The organism is Bacillus cereus group sp. N24 (genome assembly GCF_016483345.1).
Classification (GTDB): Bacteria; Bacillota; Bacilli; order Bacillales; family Bacillaceae_G; genus Bacillus_A; species Bacillus_A toyonensis.
In genome coordinates, this window is the sequence record NZ_JAEHCA010000006.1 from 154,372 (window position 1) to 178,117 (window position 23,746).

Sequence of the window (23,746 nt, forward strand, 5' to 3'; positions counted from 1 at the left end):
TAACATAATAGAACTTGATCTTTTACTATAAGCCCTTCCTCTCTTATAGTCATACGACTCCTCGGCCGCGCCAAAGTTGTAAGATCAAAAACGATATTCACTATGTCCACATTTTTCATAATTGATATATGAAGTACATATTATTTAAAGAAATCAGAGTTATAAGCATGATGCTTATCAAATATTTTATAGATTTCTAACTTATCATCTAATTTTGCATCTACTAAAATTAATATATTGCCATCGTAAATATATTCTTCATACTTTTTAGCATGTTCTTCTGGAATTCCTAAGCCGATAAATGCTCCTATTAAACTTCCAGCTCCTCCGCCAATACCGGCTCCTCCAATAGCTGCTGCGATTGGTCCTGCTGCTACAATTGGACCCATTCCAGAAATGGCCAGTATACCAAGACCTGTTAATAAACCACCGAGTCCCCCTGCTACTCCTCCTGCTACAAGCCCTGTCGCTGAAAAGATATCCGCTTTATGTGCAGTTTCATGATTTACTTTTTCACCTGATTTTTCTTCAAGGTGTTCAATTTCCTTTTGATCTTTTGCAATAGCTGAAATGTTATCTGCTGAGTATCCTTTATCATTTAATTCATTAATAACGAGTGCCGCATCATCAATTGTTCTAAAAACACCTACTATTTTTCTATCTACATTCATAACTATTAACCTCCTAAAGTTTTATATAATGTACCTTTATTTTTCTTCATTTCTGTATACACTAACCTTCTTATTAACATAACCATTTACGAAAAAAGCGAATAGTAAAAGCACTACAAGTGAACCACTTAACAAGTAAATTAAATCAAATGTAATATCAACCATCATTTCATTCATGTATATCAGGCTCCTTTTTATTTAAAAATAAAAGTATATTTTGATAGACTAATCTACTAAACATAGACATCTTACAATTCATCTTCTGTCAATCTCTTTGTAGTATATGTATACCCTTCCTAACCTTTTCTAAACGTAAAAAACTATACTTATATTTTTTCTTATTTATATGTTTAACATTTTTTAAAACGGGTATGTTTATATTGTTATGCTTACTATATGGAAAGGAATATTACGATGAACGCCATTCACTCTACTACTATTTCTTATAATGAAACACCTACAATAACTCAGATTCATCATTTTTATGCTTTAATGACAACATTTCAAGCTAATTTGTTTATAAGTAAACATGGAACAATGACATCAATTAAAAATTTAAGCACTCTAGTATCCTTTTTCCTTACTGTAAAAAAGAGAGATCTTGTATTATTTATTTTTGAAGGAATAGATGCAAAAAGAGCTTTAAGAACACTCTTCCCTTCTTAGAATGTTTGTTATCCTCTATTCCCTCGTTTACTACCTTTCATATATGTTTTTATATTTCAAAATGATTTCCTCTATTAAAAAAGAACCCCCTAATACAATAGGGGGATTTCTAGTTTGGCCTTATGAAAACTGATATAATATATATTACGTTTTTCATTCTTTAAAATAGAAAAGTTTTAATAACCTTGAAGGTAGGAATTTTTAATGAACTCGAAAGCAAAATTTAGTATTCGCTACAAAATTATGGCTGGTTATTTAGTTATCATTTTGTTCTTACTTGTTTCTTTCATTATGTTAAACAATGAGATTTCCAGCTTACAAAAATCTCGCAATTTTATTATTGATCACGATTTTAAAGTTCTCAATTTAACGAATCAAGTGGAGAAAGAGTTACTAACAATTGAAAATAAAGCGAAAGGGTTTATCATTTCTAATAACCCTAATTACGTGCAATCCCTTAACTCTGCGGAAAAAGATTACGAAAAACATTTTCAAGACCTTTTTTCTTTATTAGAGGATAACCCCTCTCAGCAAGAAAAATTAAAACAGATTAACGAAAACATTACTAGTTGGATTAATAAAGAGATTCACCCACTTATTACAAATAATAATAGTAATAATGTACAAACAATCGACACGACTCAAATTCAGTCATTACAGTCGCAGCTAACTAACTTCCGGAGCACTGAGGAGCAACTAACGAAAAAAAGAGCTGCACAATTAGATATTGAAAATAATAAATTAGAGATTTGGTTATACAGTTTATTGTTCTTACTTTCTTTTATTTCCATTATCGTTTCACTCTATATTTCGAATTCCATTACAAAAACGATTAAAAATGTAATTCAAGCTATTAAATCAATTTCTTCTAAAGAAAAAATTACGGAAAGAATTCATGTAAATACACATGATGAAATAAAAGATCTTGCTCATACAACGAACCACCTACTAGACGAAATATCTAAAAGAGAGTGGTTACAAACTGAGCTTGCAGAATTAATTTTAATGTATCAAGGTGTATCTTCTATTGAGATGTTAGGTAAAAAAATCCTTAGTGGAATTATACAAAAAACGCAAACTTCTTGCGGTGCATTTTATGTACGTGAAGAATATGAAGAAACTGTCTACTATGTGAAAAAAGCTTCTTTCGCCGATCAAGGTGCTGATATTGGAAAACAATCTATTAAAATGGGTGAAGGTTTCATTGGACAGTCTGCCTTAGAAAAGAAAAGTTTTATTCTCAGTGACATACCCGAAGAGTTTCGTTATGTCACTAGCGGAGTATTAGAAATACGTCCTAAAAATCTACTAGTCATCCCTATCTTATTTGAGGATGAAGTGATTGCAGTAATGGAGTTAGTAAGTGTAACTGAGATTTCAGATTTACATCAAGATTTAATTCAACAAACCATTGATAATCTAGGTTTAACAATCCATAGCATTATGGGACGTATGCGAATTCAAACTCTTTTACATGAATCACAAGCAATGACAGAAGAGTTACAAGTTCAATCAGAAGAATTGCAAACGCAAGCGGAAGAACTACAAATGCAAGCAGAAGAATTACGAACAACGAATGAACAATTAGAGTCTAGAACTGAAGAAGCTGAGCAGAAGACAGCTGACTTACAAATTACCAAATCAGAATTAGAAGAAAAAGCAAGCGAGTTGTTACGCAGCTCAAAATATAAATCTGAGTTCCTAGCAAATATGTCACATGAATTACGCACACCGTTAAATAGTATTTTACTATTATCTGAAATGTTAAGAGAAAATCATGATAATCATTTATCGGATGATGAAATTGAACTAGCAACTGTCATTCATTCATCAGGGAAAGACTTACTTACTTTAATTAATGACATACTAGATTTATCTAAAGTAGAAGCAGGCAAACTAGACATCATTTTTGAAGCAACGAACATAAGTGACATGGCAGCCAATATGCATCAAAACTTTTTACATATCGCTGCACAAAAAAATATCGAATTTACTATTGAAGACAGTGACACCATTCCTGACCTGTTTTATACAGATGCAAAACGGATTGAACAAATTATTAAAAACTTATTATCCAATGCATTTAAATTCACAGAAAAAGGATCTGTCTCTTTACATTTCGATTCAATAGAAACAAGCAATTTAAGTCATGATATGCAGTCTATAAGTAAAGACTGGATTACAATTGCAGTAAAAGATACTGGTATTGGTATCGCTAAAGAACAGCATCAACTTATTTTCGAAGCCTTTCAACAGGCAGACGGCGCAACGATTCGGAAATATGGTGGTACAGGATTAGGTTTATCTATTTGTAAGGAGTTTGCTAGATTATTAGGTGGTTGGATTACGTTAGAGAGTAATGTAGGAGAAGGCAGTACTTTCACAGTATATATTCCTAACCTTCCAAATGGATTAAATGAAATCCAAGTATCCAATTTAGAAGTCGCAGCAACGATAGAAGATGTTATTCCTGCTGAAGTTGTTGAGGAAACGATAGTTACTCCCGAAACAAATAACGTCTTCCAAGAGAAAACCATTTTAATTGTCGATGATGATCATCGAAATATATTTGCGTTACAAAATGCATTAAAAAAACAAAATGCTAACATTATTACTGCCCAAAACGGCATAGAGTGTTTAAAAATACTAAAAAGCAATACAAATATTGACCTTATTTTAATGGATATTATGATGCCGAATATGGACGGTTATGAAACGATGGAAAATATCCGAATGAATTTAGGGTTAAATGAAATACCTATTATCGCATTAACTGCTAAAGCAATGCCAAATGATAAGGAAAAATGTTTATCTGCTGGCGCTTCAGATTATATAAGTAAACCATTAAATCTACATCAACTCTATTCGGTAATGAGTGTATGGTTAATAAAATAAGTGAGGTTTAGTTGGAGTGGAAAATAAGTATTATAATTTTGATCCATCAGTAGATACGGATGAGCGCACGAACTTAGAAATTGAATTACTATTAGAAGCGGTATTTAAACTATCAGGATTTGATTTTCGCCAATATGCTCGCACATCTATTTATAGAAGGATTTGTAATCGAATGCAGCTCTCTAATATCCCAACCATTTCAAAATTAATTGAAAAAGTAATTCACGAGGAAGGGGTTTTAGAACAGTTATTAAATGACTTCTCGATTAATGTAACTGAGATGTTCCGTAACCCTGCCTTTTTTAAAGCGCTTAGAGAGCATGTAATTCCTGAATTAAAAAAGAATCCTGAAATTAGAATTTGGCATGCTGGATGCGCAACTGGTGAAGAAGTATTATCAATGTCCATCTTACTTCACGAAGAAGGATTAAGTGAAAAGTCGGTTATTTACGCAACAGATATGAATACAAATGTGTTAGAAAAAGCAAAACAAGGCATCCTCCCGTTAAATAAAATGCAAACTTATACGAAAAACTATTTACAAGCTGGCGGTACACAAGCATTTTCTAACTATTATTCAACAGATAATCGTTTTGCTTATTTTAATCCATCACTTTTACAAAACATTATTTTTGCACAGCATAATTTAGTAACTGATCAATCTTTTAACGAATTTCATATTATACTTTGTCGTAACGTTTTAATTTACTTTACAAGTAAACTTCAAAATCAAGTACAGCAACTATTTTATGAAAGTTTAAGTCACAATGGATTTCTATGTTTGGGGAATAAAGAAACTCTTCGTTTTTCAAATATAATGCCGCATTATACCCAATTTAATCCTAGCGAACAAATTTATCAAAAAATACAATAAAGTGAAACTTTAATCAGTGGGGGGTATCCCCCACTGATTATTAGTTGAACCAATCGGGCGTTTACGGGCAGTTGATCTCCCACCTACCTTCTTTGCTTCAGACTAAATTTTTTGGTGGGAGTCTTACTGCCCGTTAATGCGGGATAAAAAGCGTATGAAATCCTCTGTTTGGATTTCATACGCTTTTTATTTCGCATTCGTTTTTATCATAATGAGACACATATCATCTGATTGTGTTTTCTTCTGTTCTTCCTTATAAAACCCTTCTATTTCTTCTTCTAAATCTCCCCATTTTCTTTCTGTAAAAGCACGTAATTTCTCTTCAGACTCAAATTCATCATTTGCAATTGCTTCAAGAACACCATCTGTAAATAATACTATTTGAGCGTTCTTCTCAAAAGGTATAACTGTCTTTTCAACTTTTATTTCATCAAAAAATCCTACCGCACAACTCCCGCGATTTAGTTCCACTACATTCGCTTCATCAACTAGCACGTATCCAGAAGGATGTCCTGCATTTACATATTCAATTGTTCTCTTTTCTGTATCAACTACTAAGTATATCGCTGTAAAATAATAGGGAATATTATCATTGTCATTATGTAAAAGGGTCATATATTTATTTAATTCTTTAATGACGAGTTCTGGATCAATTAAACATTTAATCGTTTCGCGTAATACAGAAGAAATAAACATACAAACTAATGAAGCAGATATACCATGTCCCATCACATCTAATAATATAATACCGTAGCGATTTTCATCGATTTTGTACCAATAATACATATCTCCAGCTAGTTTGAATGACGGTAAGTAACTTGCTTCAATTTTTATATGATCTTCTCTTAATGGGCTACTTAATAAGTTTCTTTGTACTTGTGTAGCTAAATCTAGTTCATTCCGAAGATTTTCTTCTTGTTCTTTATGCCAATTTAATTCCGATTTCAAGCGTAATGCTACACGCATACGCGCTAATAGTTCAACTTTATTTATAGGTTTCGTAATATAATCCATTGCCCCCATATCAAGAGCTTCGGCTAATTTATTTGCATCCTCTAAAGCTGTAACAAAAATAATAGGGATATCTTTAAACTTCTCCTCTTTTTGTAATCGCCTACAAACTTCAAGTCCATCAATTTCAGGCATCATAATATCTAATAGTATTAAGTCAATTTCATTATGCCTGGAAGAATCTTTTCCAAACTGTATGTATTCGAAGAGCTCTTGTGCAGAATTGAGCGATACAAGATCATGATATCCGGCTTGTTTTAAAATTTTCTCAATTACAAATATGTTAACCGGATTATCATCAACAATTAAAATGGACACAAGTTATTTCCCCTTTTCTTATTTAAAATGTAAATCTATTATAATTTTCTATTTTTCTAGTATTACATACTCAGTTACAAAATGAAAATTTCGTACTCAAACATATTTATACAACAAAAGAACAAACCCCTAGAAATAGGAATTTGTTCTTTCACTCTATAAATTTCCACTTTTAATTTAACACCATTGCTTTATCATTTAAAAGACGATCTAATTCTTCCATATGATTTGTTTCATCTGCAATCATATCTTCTAGTTTTACAACTAACTCTGTCATATTTAATTTCGCTGCCTGTTCTTTTCTCGTTTCATAACGCTTAATTGTTTCATATTCTGATTGTCTAGCGGATTCTAACATTTCTCGAACATCTTCCACTTGTTTCACTGGTAAAGGGATCGTAGTAGGTGTACCACCTAGCGTCTTAATTTTCTCCGCTAAATATAGGGCATGTCCTTGTTCATCGCTAATTTCAGATTCAAAGAAAGGTTTTAACACTTGTCTATATATACCAGAAACTGTAGCAGCATTATGGTTATACATAATAATCGCCGAGTATTCTCCTGCTAAATCTTCATTCAATCCTTCTATTAGTTCTTTCACATCGTGTGACATTTTAATATCTCCTCCTATACTTAATAACTACCCCTTTTCTCATGTTTTAAACATCATTATTTTAAATTTTTATGTATCTAAAAACGTGGCTTGCTTCAATTTATTTATCGCTTGTCTTTTAATACGAGAAACGTGCATTTGTGAAATACCTAATCGTTCCCCTGTATCTTTTTGATTTAAATTTTCTCCAAATATATAATGAATAACACTCTTTTCTGTCTCATTTAATACGTTAAAAATATCATTTAAAACGAGACGCCTTTCTGTCTGTTCATATCCTTGCTCTACTTCACCTACAGATTCAATTCTCGCTACCGAACTTCCATCAGATGCATTTTCGACTACATCATCTAAGGAAGATACTCGATAATTATTTTTAGCATCCATAATTTCTAGCACTTCCTCTTCGGATAGTCCTAAATGATCCGCAATCTCTATAATCTTCGGTGAACGCTGCAGGTGATCTGTTAACTCCTCTATCGCAAGTTTAATTTTCCCGCCCAAATCTTTAATTCGCCTTGGAACGTGAATGCCCCAAGTTTTATCACGTAAATACTTCTTTATTTCTCCTACTATCGTAGGTATTGCAAACGGCTCAAAAGCATTCCCTATCGAATAATCATACCTTCTTATTGCGCCTAAGAGCCCTAACATTCCTACTTGTATAATATCCTCATGCATAGGCCCACCTTTTGAATAGCGATATGCAATGGAATATACGAGATTTTTATAATGATCAACTAACCTTTCCTGTGCTTCATCACATTGGTTTTGTTGAAATTCTGCAATTAGTTTAATAACGTCTTCTTTAGTAAGATTTGTAGGTTGAGATTGGATTTCCATCATTCTCCACCTGCTCTCTTTGTATATATTTTGTCATTAAAACTGTCATGCCCTCATCATGCATGATTTGTATATCATCCATTAACGTATTTATTAAATATAAACCTAAACCATTTTCCGGCAAATGTTCTACTGGTTTATTAATATCATACGGACCAACTTTCCTTTTTAAGGTGCTAAAATCAAAGCTACCCCCATTATCCGCAACCATAATTTCTAATCGATCTTCATATAGGCCGAAGACAATTGTAATTTCTCCAACGTCTTCTTTATATGCATGTTGTACAATATTTGTACATGCTTCACTAATAGCAATTTTCATATCTTCTATATCGTCATAAGCGAAGCCCATTCGATTCGCAACACCAGCCATCGTTAAACGAATAATAGCCACATATTCTGCCTTTGCAGGAATTTTCATTTCTATCTTTTCAAATCTCTCCATCATCCCTAGTCACCTTCTTTCTACTTTTTCAAAATCGGAATTCAAATTTAATATTTCTGTTAACCCTGTAATATCGAATAATCTTTTTAGTCTTTTAGATACACCGATAAACTCTAGTTTTCCATCATTTTTCTTAACTGCTTTTAATAGCGCTATAAAAACGCCTAAACCTGTACTATCCATGTAATCTACGTTATTAAAATCTACTACGATATAAACCTTTTTCTCGCTTGCAATAGGCATAATTTTATTTTTTAAATCTGATGCCGTATATGCATCAATTTCACCATTAAGTTGTACCGTATAACCTACATCATTTTGCAAAATATTTATTGCCAAATTCATCATTTCCGCCCCCTTATCTCAAACTACTACTATGTTAATTACCCATAAAAATTAATTTTAAACATATTTTTTTATTTTCATTATAAATAAATTTTCCACACCTTTCTCGGCTTAACACTTAAAAAATACTATCGAATGTTTAAATCTTATAAATTTGTGTATGTATAATGTATAAACATTATTTTTAGGGGGATCTATCTATGGAAGAGCACAACTTTAAAAAGGGAGATTTCGTTCAATTCTCTTATCGACACGATCATGCTACAAAATTAGTTGGTTCCATTATTAACATACTGACGAATACAATTGTAGTTGATATAGGTAATAGTGAGGACTTATCTCATATAGAACCAAGGCAGGTCGTAAGAATAAATAATTGTGAAAAAGTAACGATGGTTTAATACATAATAGAAAGTGTAATTTTAATGAGTGGGGGCCTTCATCCCCCGCTCATTCCTATGAAGATTACATTAAAAAAAGCATCCAAATTAGTTTAATTGGATGCTTTTTTATGTATATTTATCAGTTCATTCACTTTATAGCTATATATAATAAACTTAAGATTACTATTCATTATCATACTTACGCTTTCCGTAGCATTCTAGAGAAGAATGTGACGATTAAAATAAAGACGATTGCACCTAATAACGCCGGAAGGACAAAAATGCCTCCCCATTCAGGGCCCCAGTGACCAAATAACGCACTACCTACCCAAGATCCGATTAATCCAGCAATTACATTACCAACTATACCTAAAGGAAAGTCTTTTCCTGTAATCATTCCAGCTAACGCACCAATAAGTCCACCTACAATACACGTAATAATAAGTCCCACAATTAAACCTCCTATATTGTTTTTATATTTGATTTATCAAGCTTTGGTATGTAACCAAAGCTTGATAAACATGTATTATTCTTTATTATCCAATCCATCACTTATCTTTTGTTTCACTTTTCCGACTTTTTCTTTTATCGTTCCCTTCGTCTTCTCCCACTTCCCTTCATTTTTCAACTCTCTATCTTCTGTAACTTCACCAATTCCTTCTTTTACTTGTCCCTTTTTCTTTTCAACTTTACCCGTAATTTGTTCTTTTAGACCGCTCTCACTCATATTTCCCATCTCCTTTTCGTAATAGATTTATAGATTTAAAGGATACAAATTTAAAGAGAATATGTGCATCTTCTTTCTTGTAGCCATTCACCGACTCTTTCTAAATCCTTAACGAATAACAAGATCTTCCCTTCATCCAGCTTTTCTTCGTAGAAGTTTGCTTCTTCCTCATTAAGCCCTAACTCTTGCATCTTATTTCTTAACTGATCTCCCGTTTTTTGAAAGACATTAATAATGCTTGTCCCAAGTCCCTCCTCTTTTATTCCAATTGTATTCACGTCTGCATTATCTGCGATTCTATCTGTCCTTTCTTTCTCATGTGTTAATACATAAATATCTTTTTGGTCTATTCCTTTCTTCACTAGATCATTCGCTGCATTCATGACCTCTTTCTCCGTAATAAATTCATATACAAAAGGTTTACTATACTTCGTTTCCATCTTTAACTTCCTCCTTTAAAATGAATTATTTGTTATATTATATGTAGTACACCTATTTTCGAAATGTTAAACATAAAATATGAAAAAAGTTATGTTAATTTTGATTTTAATAGAAAATGAACAACATCATTTACCACTTCAAAACATCTTCTCCTTACAATAACTACCTAAATTAACAGAATATTGTTATAATTAAATTGAAGGAGGGGATAAAATGAAAAAAATTACTTATGTATGTGCTCTAACCGTTCTATCTTTCAGCTTAATTGGTTGTACAAGCACCTCGACTACAGATAAGGCTTCACCAGCTACACAGGAACATACACAAAATAGCATTCAATTAAACTCCACAAATATTATAGACATTGAAATACTTCGAACAAGCAATAATGATATTTCCAAATCTCAAACAGACAATGAAGAAATGATAAAACCTATCGTTTCGGCAGTTCAAAATGGAACCTCGAAAACAATTACATTAGATCAAAAAAAGAAACAATCGGCACATTCTACTATAACCGTTACATATAAAGATGACTCAAAAGAAGAGTTTTTTGTCTGGGTTGATAATAAGGAGCAAATTACAATTGCTAAAGATGAGAAGAAAGGTAAAGTAGAAGCTGTGACATTAAACATGAAAAACTCTAAAATGATGAAAGATTTCTTTAAAAATGATAAAACGTAAAAAGGATCTCCTTTAAGGAGATCCTTCTTCTCTTTATACAATTTGCTTTATACAAGCAAACGAAATACATACTATTGTTATGCTCCTTATCATCCGAAGAAGAAATATTAATTATATATTATGGAGACGGTTATTTACTCTTTAGTTATATGACTATCGTTAATATTGATTTGCTAAATCGTGCTGTCCTATGTACCGATGATGACACTAAATTTTTTTATATAGTTGATGTTAAGTAAAGGAAGTAGCTTTACATCCTACTTCCTTTGCTTAACCATTTCCATATTTAGACTTTTATAAAATCTATTTAAGGTCTAATTTTGCTAAATCATGTTGTAAAACATTATTTCCTTCTTGTGGATTAAATACGATTGCACTAAGACCAAAAACATTCGTAACAACATCTCTATCATTTGGATGAATTATTCTTACTTCGTAAGCAAAAAGTCCTGGAGGAAGAGCTGCCGAACGAAAAGTAACATATTGATTAGGTGCTAATGTTCGTGTAGAAGGATCTACTAATGGTAACAATACAGGAGAACCAGATGACCAATCAAACATTTCAACAGTTACTCTATGAGTATCATCTGGATCAACATTCATAGCATCAACAGTAAGAAATAAAGTAGCAGAATGTCTACGTAATACACCCGTTGATAACGTTTCATTGTAATTTTTACAACATTTTTTAGAAGAATAACCATAGCCATAACTCATATCAATTTCCCCCTTTCATTTACAATTAAGGACAAGCATTCCTTATAATATATAATGCTATTATTATTTTATTGAAAGGTATAATAGCGGAATTTCATCTATATTTTCTAATATTTAAGTTTATGTTTGTTCACTCGTATTGAAAATAAAGTGAAACTTTAATCAGTGGGGGTTTTGTTCATCCCCCACTGATTATTAGCCTTCACCAATCGGGCGTTTACGGGCAGCCCGACCCCCACCTAACTTCTTTGCTTCCGCTGAATTTTGAGGTGGGGGTCTTACTGCCCGGCAAATAGCGGGATAAATTTTATATCATTCTTGTCCATGAACTAGCTCCTAAAAGGTCCCTTTTCTACAATAAAAAAAGAGCTGTCCATAAGTCGGTTTCACCAACTTATGAGACAGCTCTTCTTCACTTCACCTTATTTTATCGATGAATCCAAACTGCACCTGCAGACTTGTCTTCTGCTTGGCCTACTACTTCAAACTTTAATCCTAGTTTCGGCAACTTACGTCCTGCATCTGGAATCACGCTGTTGATATACTGCTTAGAATCATCAAATTTCGCAACACCTGGTAATCCTTTATAGTCAAAGATACCGCGAGTTGGCGAATCTACTCTCCATGCTGGCGTTTGATCGAATGAGAATGCAGCATCAGCAATTTGATAACGCGTACTGCTCTTCACAGTCGGTTGTCCATTTAATGTCCCTACGATTGCCTCTGGATGAGAATCTACTACTCCTAAGAATCCTTCACCTGGATGAACCCCTACCCAGTTATCTGTAAAGCTTTGATCCGCATACCATACAACCATTCCTGTATTAAATACTGGACCACGCGCATGTTGTAAAGCCGTGTCAGAACCAGCGTAATTTCTCCACTCTACATAGTAGTTATGTTTCTTCTGTTCAAATCCGTTAGACACCGTAAATCCTTTTAGTGTCATTGCTGGTTGGCCTTCTGCATCATCTGAGAAAACAACTTTTCCGTTTACAGTTAATGCAGCATTATCTAATGCAAATCCTTTATAAGCTACTGCGATATCTGTTAAATACTCAAATTGCAGTTTTACTTTTTTCCCTTTGAATTGGCTTAAATCGTATGATTTATCAACCCACTTACCATCAGTTGTATCCACGCCGCCTTTTACATCTTTTTCGCCCATTCTATCAATGCGTGTCTTCGTTCCATCTTCTGCAATCGCATATACGTCAAGGAAATCATACTTCGCTTCCAGTTCGTAGAATGCCTTATAATCAAACTTAGCATCCGTTGCATTTGTTAAGTCAAATACTGGTGTCTCAAGTGTTGTATGAATGTCATTTCCTTTTGTGCTGTAGTAAAACTTCTTACCAAATGCCGATTCGATATTTTTAATATCTTTGTCCGGTAAGTTAACACGAACGATTCCTGGTCGTTTTGATTTTGTAACACTTTGATCTAAATATGTTGCAACACCGACTCCCGTGCGAAGTTTATCGTAATCTACCTCAACGATATTCGCCCAATTGCCCTTCATATTCTTTTGGAAAAACTCTTTATTTTGTGGTGAGAAACTTGTTGGCTCTGTTCCTGCAATTTTTCCAGCCCAGCTACCGCCACTCATAATAGACCAAGACTCAACAGGTTCACCTTGTCCTGAGTACTTCGTATCGTACTCATCTGGTAAGCCTAAATCATGACCATACTCATGCGCAAACACACCAACCGCTCCATCTTCAGGCTCGATTGTATAATCGTATGCAGCCATCTTTCCGCCCCAATTTGAAACAGAAGATTTTGTGCCATCAATCGCATATGGTTTTGACCCAAGTTTTGAACGATGAGACCAAATTGCATCATCTTTCAATTTACCGCCGCCAGCTTCTTGACCAACACCAGCATGTACAACCATTAAATGATCAATAATGCCATCTGGCTCGTTTTTATTTCCATCACCATCTTGATCGTATTGATCAAATTGATCATAATCTGCTAAATTGATCCCTTTTGCTACCGCTGCTTTTAATGCTTCTTTCACAAAATCACGTGGCCCTAAAGGACCTTTGTTATCATGACCAGTTCCAGCATCCGCACCATAATCTGAAGCTTTTCCTGGAACAGTAAGCCATTCCGTTACAGTTCCATCAACTGTGTAGCTACCACCAGATTGTTCTTCATAATATTGTTTAAATGTGTTAATCTTCGATCCATCAAATAACGTAAACGGTTCATCACCAAATAACATTTTTTGATAATGTTCACGATTGAAGTCCTTAGAATACATGTATCCTGGCTCTTGATCAATATTATTATGCTTAAAATCGCTAAATTCTACGAGTAAAACAAGTACTTTATCTTTTCGGACAGCTCCATTGTACTCAGCTTGCTTCGCTGATGTAGTAGGTACTTTTCCATTTAATTTCCCTGGATTTAATCCTGCACCTTGTCCAGCTACTGGTCCTACTTCTGGCTGCTGAGCCTGTTCATTTTCCTTCATTTTTGAATCTTTTACTTTTTTCATAAAATCAGAAGCTTCTTGCGTAAGACTATCTCCTGTCAAGACTTCTTTCCCAGGGTTTTCCCCTTTCTTGTTCTCAACATATTTTTCGACAGCCTTTGACGTCTCCGCTTGTGATGCAGATTGATCAATTACGCCCCGTTGTTTTAGCGCTTCTGCCAAACGCTCCTCCGGTATTAAATGCTCATCTATCGGTAGAGATGATGGCGTATCAGCATACGCTGCATGACTTCCAAAAGCAAAACTACTACTTAGTACTGCCGCTGTTGCTAAAACTGATAATGGTTTTAACTTCTTATCCTTTTTCAATGCATTTCCTCCCCAGTGTCTGCAAATTATCGTTTTTTTGTCGATAACAACATAATATTCGTTATAATACGAATATTCAATCTTTTTCAACAGACAAAATGTTGAGAAATATTTTTTGTGCAGGATGAAATACGTAAGATAGCAAAATACAAAGGTTCTGCTTATTTATGTTTTTTAAGTTTTGCATATAACCATAAAGTGGGATCACTTGTTCTTTCAAATTGATAGCGATGGAGTAAAATGCTTATTTACAATACTAAGGAAATACAACATACAAACAGGCTGTTATTTGTTTTAAGTACAATAGTCATACTTGCTCGATGCACTTATTTTTTGGCAATAAATAAATGATCACCATCTAAGGAATCTTATTTATATTCTAATTACCTTTTAAATTATCAGAAAATTATTGAAAAAGTTTTTTCTTGCTATCTATCACTCTAACACACTTAATTTCTTGCTAGTATATACATATCAATATACAAATAAATATAGTAGAAAGCGGGGAGAATTATGGTAAGTCATCTAAAAACAAAAGATATAATCACACAACTTTTAAATAATTGGTATCAAGAGATACGTGCCCAGCACCTAAAAGAAGCAAAACATTTAAAAACAGAGATTGATACACACATAAAAAGTATTAATGAAGATCAAAATTTACTATTCCATTACTCACTTCTTACTTTTCGCTTTAAAGTTTTGCTTGATCATTTAAGCATCACACCCACAAGCTTCCAGGCAATTGATTCACTGGATATACCAAAAAATGAATCGTTGTCTTATTATTATCACTTTTTCAAAGGGATTCATGCTACACTAATTTCCAACAACAATGAAGCCTGGGAATACTACGAAAAAGCCGAAAAACTATTACAACATATTCATGACGATCTTGAAATAGCCGAGTTTAGCTATCGTTTTGCTAACTTCTATCTTCATACCTATCAACCTCTATTAGGAATTCAACATGTGACTAAAGCTAAAGAAATCTTCTCTAAACATAATGGCTATGAAAATAATGTTGCCGCTTGTGAGAACTTATACGGTTTAGCATGTATTGACATAAAACAATTCCCTGTAGCAGAAGAAAAATTTAATTCTGCAATAGATATTTTACGTAAAAATAATGAGGATTCCCTAATATTAAGAGTCCGCAATAATTTAGGTTTTTTATATAGTAGCCAAAACTTATCCGCTTTAGCAATTCGACACTTATCAGAAGTAACAACTAAAAATCCAGAGCATTTTAGGGCCATCTTCCTTAAAGCTAGAGAACATTTAAAGATTGGGGAACTTGAACAGTCGGCCGAGTTAATCGAACGAGGATTAGCAATTTGTGAGAAGCTAGACAATAAAGAATACCTATATCATTTCAAACTTTTAGATTGTATAAATAAAGGTGTTTCGGCTGCTATTCTCGAAGAATTATCTTTGGAAGCTATCTCATTTTTCGACACACAACAACTCTATACTTACACACAAGAATACACTGAAAAATTAGCAATCAAGTTTTACGAAGAAAGCGACACTGTAAAAGCTAGTAAATACTTTTATATTAGTCATCAAGCTAAAGAAAAAACTTTTGAAAAAGGAGCGTTAAAATAATGAAAAAACTTTTTGGAACGATTTTAGGTTTATCACTTTCAGTTGCATTATCTATTGGATTAGCATTCCCTTCACAATCAGATTCTAAGAAACAAGTTGATTCGACTAAATCTAGTACAATTATGTACATGCAATCCAGCCACGGTGACTCCTGGTAATACAAAGAGTTTTTTATCTGTTACCATCATTAATTAGGAAAAGGGCACTCCCTCAATGGAGTGCCCTTTTCCTAATTAATAGACAACATATAGCAGACTACTTATTAACTTCAGCCCATTTAACCTTGAACTCCGCACCGAAATCATTTGCGCAACACGTTCGAAAATATAAATCTATGATGTTAGAAACAGACTAATCGTCTGTTCTTGTTGTTTCAATTTCATACTAAAAAGGGATGTGTTGTATCATGTTGAAAACATAATTTATAACCAAATCGATTTACTTTTATTTACTTTTAAATAAAGATTAAAGAGAGCTTTTAAATCCATCTTTATTCTAAAGCTACAAACGAGCATACATTATGCTCGTTTTTCAATTGGTAGTTTAAATGTAAAAGTACTACCTTCCCCTAATTTACTTTCAACGGTAATTTCTCCTCCGTGTAGTTCGACAATCCATTTTACCATCGACAATCCTAAACCTGTGTTTCCGATGTTTGAAGATGTTCGCGCTGCATCAACTCGATAGAAGCGTTCCCATATTTTCGTAATATGTTGCTCGCTGATGCCTATTCCATTATCGGAGACTTTACCTATTATGTTCGTTCCATCACGGCACAGTTGTATATTCACACTACCATTCTCTTTACCATAAGCAATCGCATTCGTTAATAAATTCATTAACAAACGCATCATCAATGTTTGGTCTGCTTTCATAAACAGGTCTTCCTCTATATTTGTTGTTATATCAATCGAAGCTTCTTGAACCATTAATGAAAGCTCTTCTACAACGATTTCCGTTAATTCACTCATATTGATACATTCAAATTGAAAAGTATCATGCTTTCCTTGGTCAACTCGTGCTAATAATAACAGTTGCGAGATTAACGAGGACATTTTACGCGATTGCCTTAAAATTACTTCTAACGATTCTTCCATTTCTTTCGGATTATGCTTCTGCGATAAAGCGTATTCGCATTGCGAAATAATAACAGATGTTGGTGTTCTTAATTCATGAGATGCGTCAGATGTAAATTGTTTTTCACTTTCAAATGATGTCTCCAACCGCTCAAACATTTTGTCAAAGGTTTGTGCTAAATGATACATTTCGTCTTTCGATGAACCTTGTAAGTTAATCCTCTTCGAAAGGTCTTTACCATCACCAATTTCACTGGCTGAATCACTCATTTGTTTCACAGGTCGAAACGCTCTTTTCGTAATAAAATAGCCGCCCACTGCCGCAATGAGAATAAGTAATGGAAAGGTAATGAGTGTTACCAAAATAATCGTATTCATCGTTGATGATAATTGATTCATGGTCATGATTCCACGAACCCAGACTTGCTCATCCCCGCCCGCATGATAGAGAAAATCATATACGATCCATTCTTTATTACCATTTTTAATGATTTGTATTTCATCGGATTTAAGCAATCCCTTTTTATTAAAGCCGGCCGGATTATGTCCTGCCAGTAGCTCACCTTGCTTACTATAAATGAGGATATTTACTCCATCTTCCAAAGTTTCAAAATCATCGTCAATCTTTAACTTTCCATGCTTATATTCGATATCCTCAATACTTTCTTTTACCGTGCTCTTCAATTGATTTTTCATATTAAAAAGCACAACTTTATCTGAGGAAGTTAAAATAAAAGCTAACACGAGTGCCATAATAATTACAACTAACCCCGTATACCATAGGGTTACTCTCATTTTTATTGATAGTCTTTTCATGATTCTACTCGCAATACGTAACCAGTGCCTCGCACCGTATGAATTAACTTCGTTTCAAACTGGCTATCAATTTTTTTACGAAGGTATCGGACGTAAACATCGATAATATTCGAACCACCTTCATAGTCGTAATTCCACACATGCTGCTCAATTTTATCTCGTGTCAACACAACTTCTTTATTGCGAATCATATATTCTAAAATAGCAAATTCTTTACTGGAAAGATTGATAACTCGGTCTCCCCTTGTTACTTTATGCATATTGCAATCCACCACTAGATCCGCAATTTCAAACACATTAGATGTATTCCCTGTTTTTCTTCGCATCAACACTCGAATTCTTGCTAATAGTTCATCAAAAGCAAATGGCTTTACTAAATAATCATCCGCACCTAAGTCGAGTCCTTTTACGCGATCATCAATTGTATCTTTAGCTGTAAGAAGCAAGACAGGAGTTGTATTATTGTCTGCCCGTAATCTTTGTAACACTTGTAAACCATCTATTCCGGGAATCATAATGTCAAGCACAATCAAGTCGTAGGTAGCCATGCTTATATAATCCAAGGCATCTGCTCCATTCCCACATCCATCGACACTATAATATTCTGCATTTAATCGTTTTACTAATATATTTTGTAAGTCTTGTTCATCTTCGACAATAAGAACTCGCATTCGCATTCTCCTTTTTTCTTATTTATCCCGCTATTTGCCGGGCAGGAAAACTCCCGATTTGTGAGGGCTAGTAATCAGCGAGGGATGAACACCCCCACTGATTAAAGTTTCATTTTATATGTATCACTATAATTCCAAAACATTAAAGAAAGATTAGAAATTATTTAATTATATCATTTTATTTTTTTACACATTAATCTTCCTTTAATGTTTGTTCAGTAATATAAAGGCAAGGATCAGGTGCTCAATTAAAGGGAGGCAAACATAATGAGAAACTGGATGATAATTGGAGCCATGTCTTGTTTATTCTTAACAGCTTGTTCTACTCAAACTGATAAAGATACAGAAGTACAACAACTGAAGGTAGAAAACAATACGCCACAAAAAGAAAGTGCTCAACTACAACAAAAACCACACAAAACAGGGCCTGCTATAAATGATACTACGCAAACACAAGATTTCAAAAACGAAGTCACATCTATTGTAGAAAAGGCAAATAACACGAAACCAGTTGGAGCAAAAGAAGAGGACTTAAATACGTACTTAGCAGCAAAAAAAGAAATTGACCAATTAGATGACAAAATAGATTTATCTGATAATCAGCTAGAAGCAGATTATCGCGCTGGAACGATAACTGTTGAACAATATCAAACACAAGAAAGAGAACAAGATATACTGGAAGATCAATTAGAGCAAGCAGAAAATGCACTTGAAGCAAGATTTGGAATAGATGATTAATCATTAAGGAGTGAATGAAAATGTTAAAACATAAAAAGAAAATAATGATAAGTGTAATTGCTACTTTAGTAATTGGTATCGCTATTGTTGGTGGATATTTTGGTATGGGTTACAATTATGCAAAAAAGAATGACAACTACACAGAAAAACAAGTTCGTGAAATTGCTTTAGCACAAACAAATGGAGAAATTATTCATGTGAAAAAAGAATTTGAATTAGAAGATGACAACTTAACACAATCTCAATTCGAATATGAAGTGGAAATCAAGACACCTGATAATCTATTAAATGTTTTAAAAATTAGTGCTAGAACAGGCACAATAGAAATCGATCACGAAGATTAAAAAATATAATTAAGCAACGTGAATTCCATATTTTTAGGAACTCACATGGTGGCATTCATGTTAAAAAACAAAAAAACTCTAACTAATTCGTCATGGCGATTTAGTTAGAGTTTTTTTGTTTGAAGTATTCACGAGTATCTACCCTTATCTTTTCAGGTAAAACAATATCAAGTTCTTTATCTAACCATGCAAGAGTCTTTTTACGAAGAAACTCACGCATGTGTTCTTCTGCTTCAAGCATTACTAAGTTAATTGTACAAGAAGAATTGCTAGGTTCACAAGAATTGCAAGCCTCGGCCTCGTCTCGATATAGTAGACCATTCTGTACAATATTTTTACATTGAAAAATAGGTTTTGGACCTTCGACAGCTTCTATTACATCCCAAAAAGAAACATCTTCTGGAGACTTAGCTAACCTATACCCGCCCTTTACACCTGGGACAGAATTTACAATGCCAGCTTTAGATAATTTACCGAAAACTTTTGAAAGAAATGTTTCAGAAAGCCCTTGGAACTCTGCCAAATCTTTTATTCCGACACTTTCCTTGGAAGGAGTGTTAATTAAATAAACTAGGCAATGCAAGGCATATTCAACCCCAACACTATACTGCATATACAAATCACCTGCTTTTTATTTTAAGGATTATCAAATTGTATCTTAGGACCATTTAGAATTTTAGTCAAATAAAAAAAGGCTCTTTTCGAATAGTATGTATTTCGTTTGACAAAAATAATTTCAGAGTTTATATTAAAGACCAAGTTAATCGACGATTAACTTGGTCGACAATCAAAACGTAAAAACTTTTAAAAAGGGGAAATACAAATGAACAAAACACTTATCATAAACGCACATCCAAAAGTGGATGATACATCATCAGTCAGCATTAAAGTTCTTAACCACTTTTTAGTACCTTATAAAGAATTAATTCCTAATAATGAACCGATTGAACAAATTAATTTATACGATGATATAGTACCAATGATAGATAAAACTGTTTTAAGTGCATGGGAAAAGCAAGGAAATGGACAAAAGTTAACTGATGAAGAACAAAAAGTAACAGAGCGTATGTCCGAAATTTTACAACAATTTAAAAGTGCAAATACGTATGTTATCGTATTACCTTTGCACAATTTTAATATTCCATCAAAGTTAAAAGATTACATGGACAATATCATGATTGCACGTGAAACATTTAAATATACTGAAACTGGATCAGTGGGACTACTTAAAGATGGAAGAAGAATGCTTGTTATACAAGCAAGTGGAGGAATCTATACAAATGATGATTGGTATACAGAAGTGGAATACTCTCATAAATATTTAAAAGCAATGTTTAATTTCTTTGGTATTGAAGATTATCAAATCGTTCGTGCACAAGGAACAGCAGTACTAGATCCAAATGAAGTATTACAAAATGCGTATAAAGAAGTTGAAGAAGCAGCTTCTAGATTGGCTAACAAATAAAATTTTTCACTGGAAGAATGATGATTATAAATAAAGATCCCCTCCACCTTAAGGCAGAGGGGATCTTCTTATTTCTATTTCAAACTACCCGCAATCTCCGTAAAGATAACTCCAAGCGCATGTGCACCTGCATCTGGATAGCCTAAACTTCTTTCACCAACTGTACCGGCGCGGCCCATGCGAGCTACGATTTCTTTCGTGTACTCTGCTCCTTTAACGGCTGCTTCTGCACCTTTTTCAAAGGCAGTTTTCATGTCTACTTCGTTTGAAGCGCTAGCTAACCAAGAATCCACACATGGAGCAAGTGCATCAACAAGTGTTTTATCACCAACTACTGCACCTCTACCGAACGATCTTTCACCGATAGATTGTATGCCTTGCAGTGCTGCTTGCAACATTTCAGCAAATTCTTTCACTGCTAACTCACGCTTCTCGCCTGCTGCTTTACTAGCTGCGCGGAATGCACCGCCCCAAATTGGACCAGATGCGCCGCCGCAATGTTCCATAATAATCATGGAACAACCGTCAAGGAATGATCCGATCGTTACATTTTCTTGTTCTACAATAGAATGCCACTCACGTTTTAATTGCTTAAATCCTTTCGCAACACTCATTCCGAAGTCGCCGTCACCTGCATGTGTATCTAACTCACAGAACGGTACTTCATTTTTAATAATAATGTCGCTCATTTTATCAACGAGATAAATCATGTTGTTTAATGTAATGATATTATCTTTAATCACAGCGTGCTCTTCCGCTGTTTCTATTTCAAATGAAACTTCTTTCTCTTCTGCCTCTTCAAGTACATTCACGTACTCTACACTTTCAACTGGTCCATCTACTTTAAACGCTGGTGTATTACATTCTTTCGATAGTAATGTTTTTAGCTCATCATCTAACTTCATCACTGTTAAAGACATACCAGCCATATCAATACTCGTCATATAGTTACCGACGAATACTCTATTAATTTTAATGTTTCTAGCAGCTAATTCTCTCGTAACTGCGTTATTAAATAAGTATAGTTCTTGCAGTGGTGTACCACCAAAACCATTTACTAGAAGCGCAATTTCCTCGCCATCTTTTACTCCTAAATCTTTTATTAAATCATTTGTCATACGGTTAGCTAACTCATCAGCTGACATCGTTTTTTCACGCTTAATTCCTGGTTCGCCGTGAATACCAACGCCGTATTCCATTTCATCTTCCGCAAGTGTGAAAGTAGGTGATCCGCTCGCTGGAACTGTACAAGAAGTTAACGCTAAACCGATTGTACGCACGTTAGCCGCTGCTTTTTCCGCTACAGCTTTCACCGCGCCTAAATCCATACCTGCTTCCGCTGCTGCGCCGGCAATTTTATGAACGAGAATAACGCCCGCAACGCCGCGACGTCCTACTGTGTATAGACTATCTTCTACCGCAATATCATCGTCAACTTTTACGTAATCGACTTCAATTCCATCTTCCTTCGCTAAATGCGCACCGTTTTTGAAATTCATAATATCGCCGCTGTAGTTTTTAATAATTAATAACGTACCTTTTTTACTAGCTGTCTCTTTAATTGCTTGATATACCTGAATTTGCGAAGGAGAAGCAAACACATCTCCGCACACTGCCGCATCTAACATTCCTTTTCCGACTAGTCCTGCATGTGCTGGCTCATGACCACTACCGCCGCCACTAATTAACGTTACTTTGTTTTCGTTCATTTCTTTCTTCTTAATTACTTTATATTTTTTCAAAAGCTCAAGCTCTGGGTGAGCCATAACCATCCCGTTACACATTTCCATAACTAATGTTTCTGGTTTGTTTATAATCTTTTTCATTGTGATTCTCCCTCAATTCCTTTAATATATTGTGATATATTTGAAATCTTCTTCTTACTAACCATGTTAAAATGAAAGCGTTTTATAGTAAACGGACAAAATGGACAATCTGTCTAAAGACACCGCTCTCATTTATAGATAGGATTTTTATATTACTACATTCTAGGGATGATTCAGATGACCTCTTCTATAATTTCTAAAAAGATAATCGCGAACTCATTGAAATATTTAATGGAAACAGAGTCGTTTCATAAAATATCAGTAAGCGATATTATGTTACACTGTCAAATGCGTAGGCAAACTTTTTATTATCATTTTAAAGATAAATTTGAACTATTAAGCTGGATTTATAGAGAAGAAACGAAAGAAAACATTATCGACTTTCTCGACTATGAAACGTGGGAAAACATTTTCGATTTATTATTTGATTACTTTTATGAAAATCAAAAATTTTATCGAAATGCTTTTAAAGTCATTGAACAAAACTCGTTTAATCACTATTTATTTGAGCATACGAAAAACTTATATATGAAGATTATTGATGAACTATCCGTGAGCTGTGGATTCAGCCTTTCTGACGAGACAAAAAATACGATTGCCTCCTTTTATAGTCACGGCTTCGTTGGAACGATAAAAGATTGGATTGAAAGCAAATGCGAAGTAGATCCTTCCATTATGTCTTCTCTCATGAAAAATATGATCAACAATCAATTACTACTATTACTGGAGCAATCAGCAAAGTAATTAAAGGGTGGCA

At 33.9% G+C, this 23,746-nt stretch carries 27 protein-coding genes and 1 pseudogene; 12 read left to right on the forward strand and 16 right to left on the reverse strand.

Going from position 1 to position 23,746, the window contains the following annotated elements; translation table 11 throughout:
- Positions 1-140: 140 nt before the first annotated feature.
- Entirely contained in the window at positions 141-671 is a 531-nt protein-coding gene (locus JDS95_RS11955) for a general stress protein (RefSeq protein WP_001100087.1), read from the reverse strand.
- Between the two features lie 36 nt (positions 672-707).
- A complete protein-coding gene (locus JDS95_RS11960) occupies positions 708-848 on the reverse strand; it encodes a hypothetical protein (protein ID WP_085450086.1) in 141 nt (46 codons plus the stop codon).
- 237 nt (positions 849-1,085) lie between these two features.
- Here JDS95_RS11960 and JDS95_RS11965 point away from each other — a divergent pair, with 237 nt between their 5' ends.
- The 3 genes from JDS95_RS11965 to JDS95_RS11975 all read left to right on the forward strand — a co-directional run bounded on the left by JDS95_RS11965 (position 1,086) and on the right by JDS95_RS11975 (position 5,106).
- Positions 1,086-1,337, forward strand: a complete 252-nt coding sequence (locus JDS95_RS11965) for a hypothetical protein (RefSeq protein ID WP_000991352.1) — start codon at positions 1,086-1,088, stop codon at positions 1,335-1,337.
- Positions 1,338-1,541: 204 nt separating this feature from the next.
- Complete coding sequence (locus JDS95_RS11970; protein ID WP_085450087.1) at positions 1,542-4,232, forward strand: ATP-binding protein; 2,691 nt, start codon at positions 1,542-1,544, stop codon at positions 4,230-4,232.
- 16 nt (positions 4,233-4,248) lie between these two features.
- Complete coding sequence (locus tag JDS95_RS11975) at positions 4,249-5,106, forward strand: CheR family methyltransferase (RefSeq protein WP_000429039.1); 858 nt, start codon at positions 4,249-4,251, stop codon at positions 5,104-5,106.
- 186 nt (positions 5,107-5,292) lie between these two features.
- On the opposite strand, the gene JDS95_RS11980 is transcribed toward JDS95_RS11975, so the two are convergent.
- The 5 genes from JDS95_RS11980 to rsbV form a co-directional block, all read right to left on the reverse strand.
- The gene (locus JDS95_RS11980; RefSeq protein ID WP_000025507.1) at positions 5,293-6,435 is read right to left on the reverse strand and encodes a fused response regulator/phosphatase; all 1,143 of its coding nucleotides are present in this window, start codon (positions 6,433-6,435) and stop codon (positions 5,293-5,295) included.
- Between the two features lie 172 nt (positions 6,436-6,607).
- Positions 6,608-7,048 carry a ferritin-like domain-containing protein gene (locus JDS95_RS11985; protein WP_000017755.1) on the reverse strand — a complete coding sequence of 147 codons (441 nt, stop codon included), beginning with the start codon at positions 7,046-7,048 and terminating at the stop codon, positions 6,608-6,610.
- A gap of 69 nt (positions 7,049-7,117) precedes the next feature.
- Positions 7,118-7,894: an RNA polymerase sigma factor SigB gene (gene sigB, locus JDS95_RS11990; RefSeq protein ID WP_144466944.1), complete on the reverse strand. Its 777-nt coding sequence runs from the start codon at positions 7,892-7,894 to the stop codon at positions 7,118-7,120.
- Entirely contained in the window at positions 7,857-8,339 is a 483-nt protein-coding gene (gene rsbW / locus JDS95_RS11995) for an anti-sigma B factor RsbW (RefSeq protein WP_144466943.1), read from the reverse strand. The genes sigB and rsbW overlap by 38 nt, the downstream gene beginning before the upstream one ends.
- Before the next feature lie 6 nt (positions 8,340-8,345).
- On the reverse strand, positions 8,346-8,684 hold the full coding sequence (rsbV, locus tag JDS95_RS12000) for an anti sigma b factor antagonist RsbV (protein ID WP_002042794.1): 339 nt from the start codon (positions 8,682-8,684) through the stop codon (positions 8,346-8,348).
- Positions 8,685-8,881: 197 nt separating this feature from the next.
- On the opposite strand from rsbV, the gene JDS95_RS12005 reads away from it, so the two are divergent.
- Complete coding sequence (locus JDS95_RS12005) at positions 8,882-9,082, forward strand: hypothetical protein (RefSeq protein ID WP_000391008.1); 201 nt, start codon at positions 8,882-8,884, stop codon at positions 9,080-9,082.
- A gap of 181 nt (positions 9,083-9,263) precedes the next feature.
- On the opposite strand, the gene JDS95_RS12010 is transcribed toward JDS95_RS12005, so the two are convergent.
- The 3 genes from JDS95_RS12010 to JDS95_RS12020 all read right to left on the reverse strand — a co-directional run bounded on the left by JDS95_RS12010 (position 9,264) and on the right by JDS95_RS12020 (position 10,231).
- Positions 9,264-9,515 carry a GlsB/YeaQ/YmgE family stress response membrane protein gene (locus tag JDS95_RS12010; protein ID WP_000522903.1) on the reverse strand — a complete coding sequence of 84 codons (252 nt, stop codon included), beginning with the start codon at positions 9,513-9,515 and terminating at the stop codon, positions 9,264-9,266.
- A 75-nt stretch (positions 9,516-9,590) separates the two neighbouring features.
- Positions 9,591-9,791 (reverse strand): CsbD family protein, encoded by a 201-nt coding sequence (locus JDS95_RS12015; protein WP_000004263.1) that lies wholly within the window; start codon positions 9,789-9,791, stop codon positions 9,591-9,593.
- A 50-nt stretch (positions 9,792-9,841) separates the two neighbouring features.
- Positions 9,842-10,231 (reverse strand): YflT domain-containing protein, encoded by a 390-nt coding sequence (locus JDS95_RS12020; protein WP_000448810.1) that lies wholly within the window; start codon positions 10,229-10,231, stop codon positions 9,842-9,844.
- A 214-nt stretch (positions 10,232-10,445) separates the two neighbouring features.
- Here JDS95_RS12020 and JDS95_RS12025 point away from each other — a divergent pair, with 214 nt between their 5' ends.
- Both JDS95_RS12025 and JDS95_RS31100 read left to right on the forward strand, forming a co-directional pair.
- A complete protein-coding gene (locus JDS95_RS12025) occupies positions 10,446-10,916 on the forward strand; it encodes a hypothetical protein (protein WP_000724580.1) in 471 nt (156 codons plus the stop codon).
- Between the two features lie 71 nt (positions 10,917-10,987).
- Positions 10,988-11,155, forward strand: a pseudogene (locus JDS95_RS31100) (YolD-like family protein); the annotation flags it as partial.
- Positions 11,156-11,219: 64 nt separating this feature from the next.
- On the opposite strand, the gene JDS95_RS12030 reads toward JDS95_RS31100, so the two are convergent.
- Together JDS95_RS12030 and JDS95_RS12035 are read right to left on the reverse strand one after the other, a co-directional pair.
- A complete protein-coding gene (locus JDS95_RS12030; protein WP_000120220.1) occupies positions 11,220-11,633 on the reverse strand; it encodes a BtaA family protein in 414 nt (137 codons plus the stop codon).
- 427 nt (positions 11,634-12,060) lie between these two features.
- Positions 12,061-14,445 (reverse strand): immune inhibitor A domain-containing protein, encoded by a 2,385-nt coding sequence (locus tag JDS95_RS12035; RefSeq protein WP_085450091.1) that lies wholly within the window; start codon positions 14,443-14,445, stop codon positions 12,061-12,063.
- 513 nt (positions 14,446-14,958) lie between these two features.
- Between JDS95_RS12035 and JDS95_RS12040 the strand changes: the two genes are divergently transcribed.
- Positions 14,959-16,053, forward strand: a complete 1,095-nt coding sequence (locus tag JDS95_RS12040; protein ID WP_199690518.1) for a response regulator aspartate phosphatase — start codon at positions 14,959-14,961, stop codon at positions 16,051-16,053.
- Entirely contained in the window at positions 16,053-16,211 is a 159-nt protein-coding gene (locus tag JDS95_RS12045) for a hypothetical protein (protein ID WP_000732343.1), read from the forward strand. Before JDS95_RS12040 ends, JDS95_RS12045 begins: the two co-directional genes overlap by 1 nt.
- A 360-nt stretch (positions 16,212-16,571) precedes the next feature.
- Here the strand turns inward: JDS95_RS12045 and JDS95_RS12050 are convergent, their stop codons facing one another.
- Positions 16,572-17,945: a sensor histidine kinase gene (locus JDS95_RS12050; RefSeq protein WP_000826702.1), complete on the reverse strand. Its 1,374-nt coding sequence runs from the start codon at positions 17,943-17,945 to the stop codon at positions 16,572-16,574.
- A complete protein-coding gene (locus JDS95_RS12055; protein WP_001264537.1) occupies positions 17,942-18,616 on the reverse strand; it encodes a response regulator transcription factor in 675 nt (224 codons plus the stop codon). Before JDS95_RS12055 ends, JDS95_RS12050 begins: the two co-directional genes overlap by 4 nt.
- A 267-nt stretch (positions 18,617-18,883) precedes the next feature.
- On the opposite strand from JDS95_RS12055, the gene JDS95_RS12060 reads away from it, so the two are divergent.
- Both JDS95_RS12060 and JDS95_RS12065 read left to right on the forward strand, forming a co-directional pair.
- A complete protein-coding gene (locus tag JDS95_RS12060) occupies positions 18,884-19,354 on the forward strand; it encodes a hypothetical protein (RefSeq protein ID WP_199690519.1) in 471 nt (156 codons plus the stop codon).
- Positions 19,355-19,374: 20 nt separating this feature from the next.
- Positions 19,375-19,698 carry a PepSY domain-containing protein gene (locus JDS95_RS12065; RefSeq protein ID WP_000912146.1) on the forward strand — a complete coding sequence of 108 codons (324 nt, stop codon included), beginning with the start codon at positions 19,375-19,377 and terminating at the stop codon, positions 19,696-19,698.
- A gap of 100 nt (positions 19,699-19,798) precedes the next feature.
- Here the strand turns inward: JDS95_RS12065 and JDS95_RS12070 are convergent, their stop codons facing one another.
- A complete protein-coding gene (locus JDS95_RS12070; RefSeq protein ID WP_001200345.1) occupies positions 19,799-20,311 on the reverse strand; it encodes an RrF2 family transcriptional regulator in 513 nt (170 codons plus the stop codon).
- Between the two features lie 210 nt (positions 20,312-20,521).
- On the opposite strand from JDS95_RS12070, the gene JDS95_RS12075 reads away from it, so the two are divergent.
- Complete coding sequence (locus tag JDS95_RS12075) at positions 20,522-21,163, forward strand: FMN-dependent NADH-azoreductase (RefSeq protein WP_001044354.1); 642 nt, start codon at positions 20,522-20,524, stop codon at positions 21,161-21,163.
- 74 nt (positions 21,164-21,237) lie between these two features.
- Here JDS95_RS12075 and dhaK read toward each other — a convergent pair whose 3' ends face one another.
- Positions 21,238-22,989, reverse strand: a complete 1,752-nt coding sequence (gene dhaK, locus JDS95_RS12080; protein WP_144466941.1) for a dihydroxyacetone kinase subunit DhaK — start codon at positions 22,987-22,989, stop codon at positions 21,238-21,240.
- 177 nt (positions 22,990-23,166) lie between these two features.
- Between dhaK and dhaS the strand changes: the two genes are divergently transcribed.
- The gene (dhaS, locus tag JDS95_RS12085) at positions 23,167-23,733 is read left to right on the forward strand and encodes a dihydroxyacetone kinase transcriptional activator DhaS (protein ID WP_000204220.1); all 567 of its coding nucleotides are present in this window, start codon (positions 23,167-23,169) and stop codon (positions 23,731-23,733) included.
- The last annotated feature ends 13 nt before the right edge of the window (positions 23,734-23,746 follow it).

Bases quoted from the DNA above. Each gene is read 5' to 3' on its own strand.
- dhaS (WP_000204220.1), top strand. From the start codon at position 23,167: ATGACCTCTTCTATAATTTCTAAAAAGATAATCGCGAACTCATTGAAA.
- sigB (WP_144466944.1), bottom strand. From the start codon at position 7,894: ATGATGGAAATCCAATCTCAACCTACAAATCTTACTAAAGAAGACGTT.
- JDS95_RS12005 (WP_000391008.1), top strand. From the start codon at position 8,882: ATGGAAGAGCACAACTTTAAAAAGGGAGATTTCGTTCAATTCTCTTAT.
- JDS95_RS12020 (WP_000448810.1), bottom strand. From the start codon at position 10,231: ATGGAAACGAAGTATAGTAAACCTTTTGTATATGAATTTATTACGGAG.
- JDS95_RS11965 (WP_000991352.1), top strand. From the start codon at position 1,086: ATGAACGCCATTCACTCTACTACTATTTCTTATAATGAAACACCTACA.
- JDS95_RS12025 (WP_000724580.1), top strand. From the start codon at position 10,446: ATGAAAAAAATTACTTATGTATGTGCTCTAACCGTTCTATCTTTCAGC.
- JDS95_RS11985 (WP_000017755.1), bottom strand. From the start codon at position 7,048: ATGTCACACGATGTGAAAGAACTAATAGAAGGATTGAATGAAGATTTA.
- JDS95_RS12050 (WP_000826702.1), bottom strand. From the start codon at position 17,945: ATGAAAAGACTATCAATAAAAATGAGAGTAACCCTATGGTATACGGGG.
- JDS95_RS11970 (WP_085450087.1), top strand. From the start codon at position 1,542: ATGAACTCGAAAGCAAAATTTAGTATTCGCTACAAAATTATGGCTGGT.
- JDS95_RS12040 (WP_199690518.1), top strand. From the start codon at position 14,959: ATGGTAAGTCATCTAAAAACAAAAGATATAATCACACAACTTTTAAAT.
- JDS95_RS12070 (WP_001200345.1), bottom strand. From the start codon at position 20,311: ATGCAGTATAGTGTTGGGGTTGAATATGCCTTGCATTGCCTAGTTTAT.
- rsbW (WP_144466943.1), bottom strand. From the start codon at position 8,339: ATGATGGAGAGATTTGAAAAGATAGAAATGAAAATTCCTGCAAAGGCA.
- JDS95_RS12065 (WP_000912146.1), top strand. From the start codon at position 19,375: ATGTTAAAACATAAAAAGAAAATAATGATAAGTGTAATTGCTACTTTA.
- JDS95_RS12075 (WP_001044354.1), top strand. From the start codon at position 20,522: ATGAACAAAACACTTATCATAAACGCACATCCAAAAGTGGATGATACA.
- JDS95_RS12030 (WP_000120220.1), bottom strand. From the start codon at position 11,633: ATGAGTTATGGCTATGGTTATTCTTCTAAAAAATGTTGTAAAAATTAC.
- JDS95_RS12045 (WP_000732343.1), top strand. From the start codon at position 16,053: ATGAAAAAACTTTTTGGAACGATTTTAGGTTTATCACTTTCAGTTGCA.
- dhaK (WP_144466941.1), bottom strand. From the start codon at position 22,989: ATGAAAAAGATTATAAACAAACCAGAAACATTAGTTATGGAAATGTGT.
- JDS95_RS12060 (WP_199690519.1), top strand. From the start codon at position 18,884: ATGAGAAACTGGATGATAATTGGAGCCATGTCTTGTTTATTCTTAACA.
- JDS95_RS12055 (WP_001264537.1), bottom strand. From the start codon at position 18,616: ATGCGAGTTCTTATTGTCGAAGATGAACAAGACTTACAAAATATATTA.
- JDS95_RS11955 (WP_001100087.1), bottom strand. From the start codon at position 671: ATGAATGTAGATAGAAAAATAGTAGGTGTTTTTAGAACAATTGATGAT.
- JDS95_RS11960 (WP_085450086.1), bottom strand. From the start codon at position 848: ATGAATGAAATGATGGTTGATATTACATTTGATTTAATTTACTTGTTA.
- JDS95_RS12015 (WP_000004263.1), bottom strand. From the start codon at position 9,791: ATGAGTGAGAGCGGTCTAAAAGAACAAATTACGGGTAAAGTTGAAAAG.
- rsbV (WP_002042794.1), bottom strand. From the start codon at position 8,684: ATGATGAATTTGGCAATAAATATTTTGCAAAATGATGTAGGTTATACG.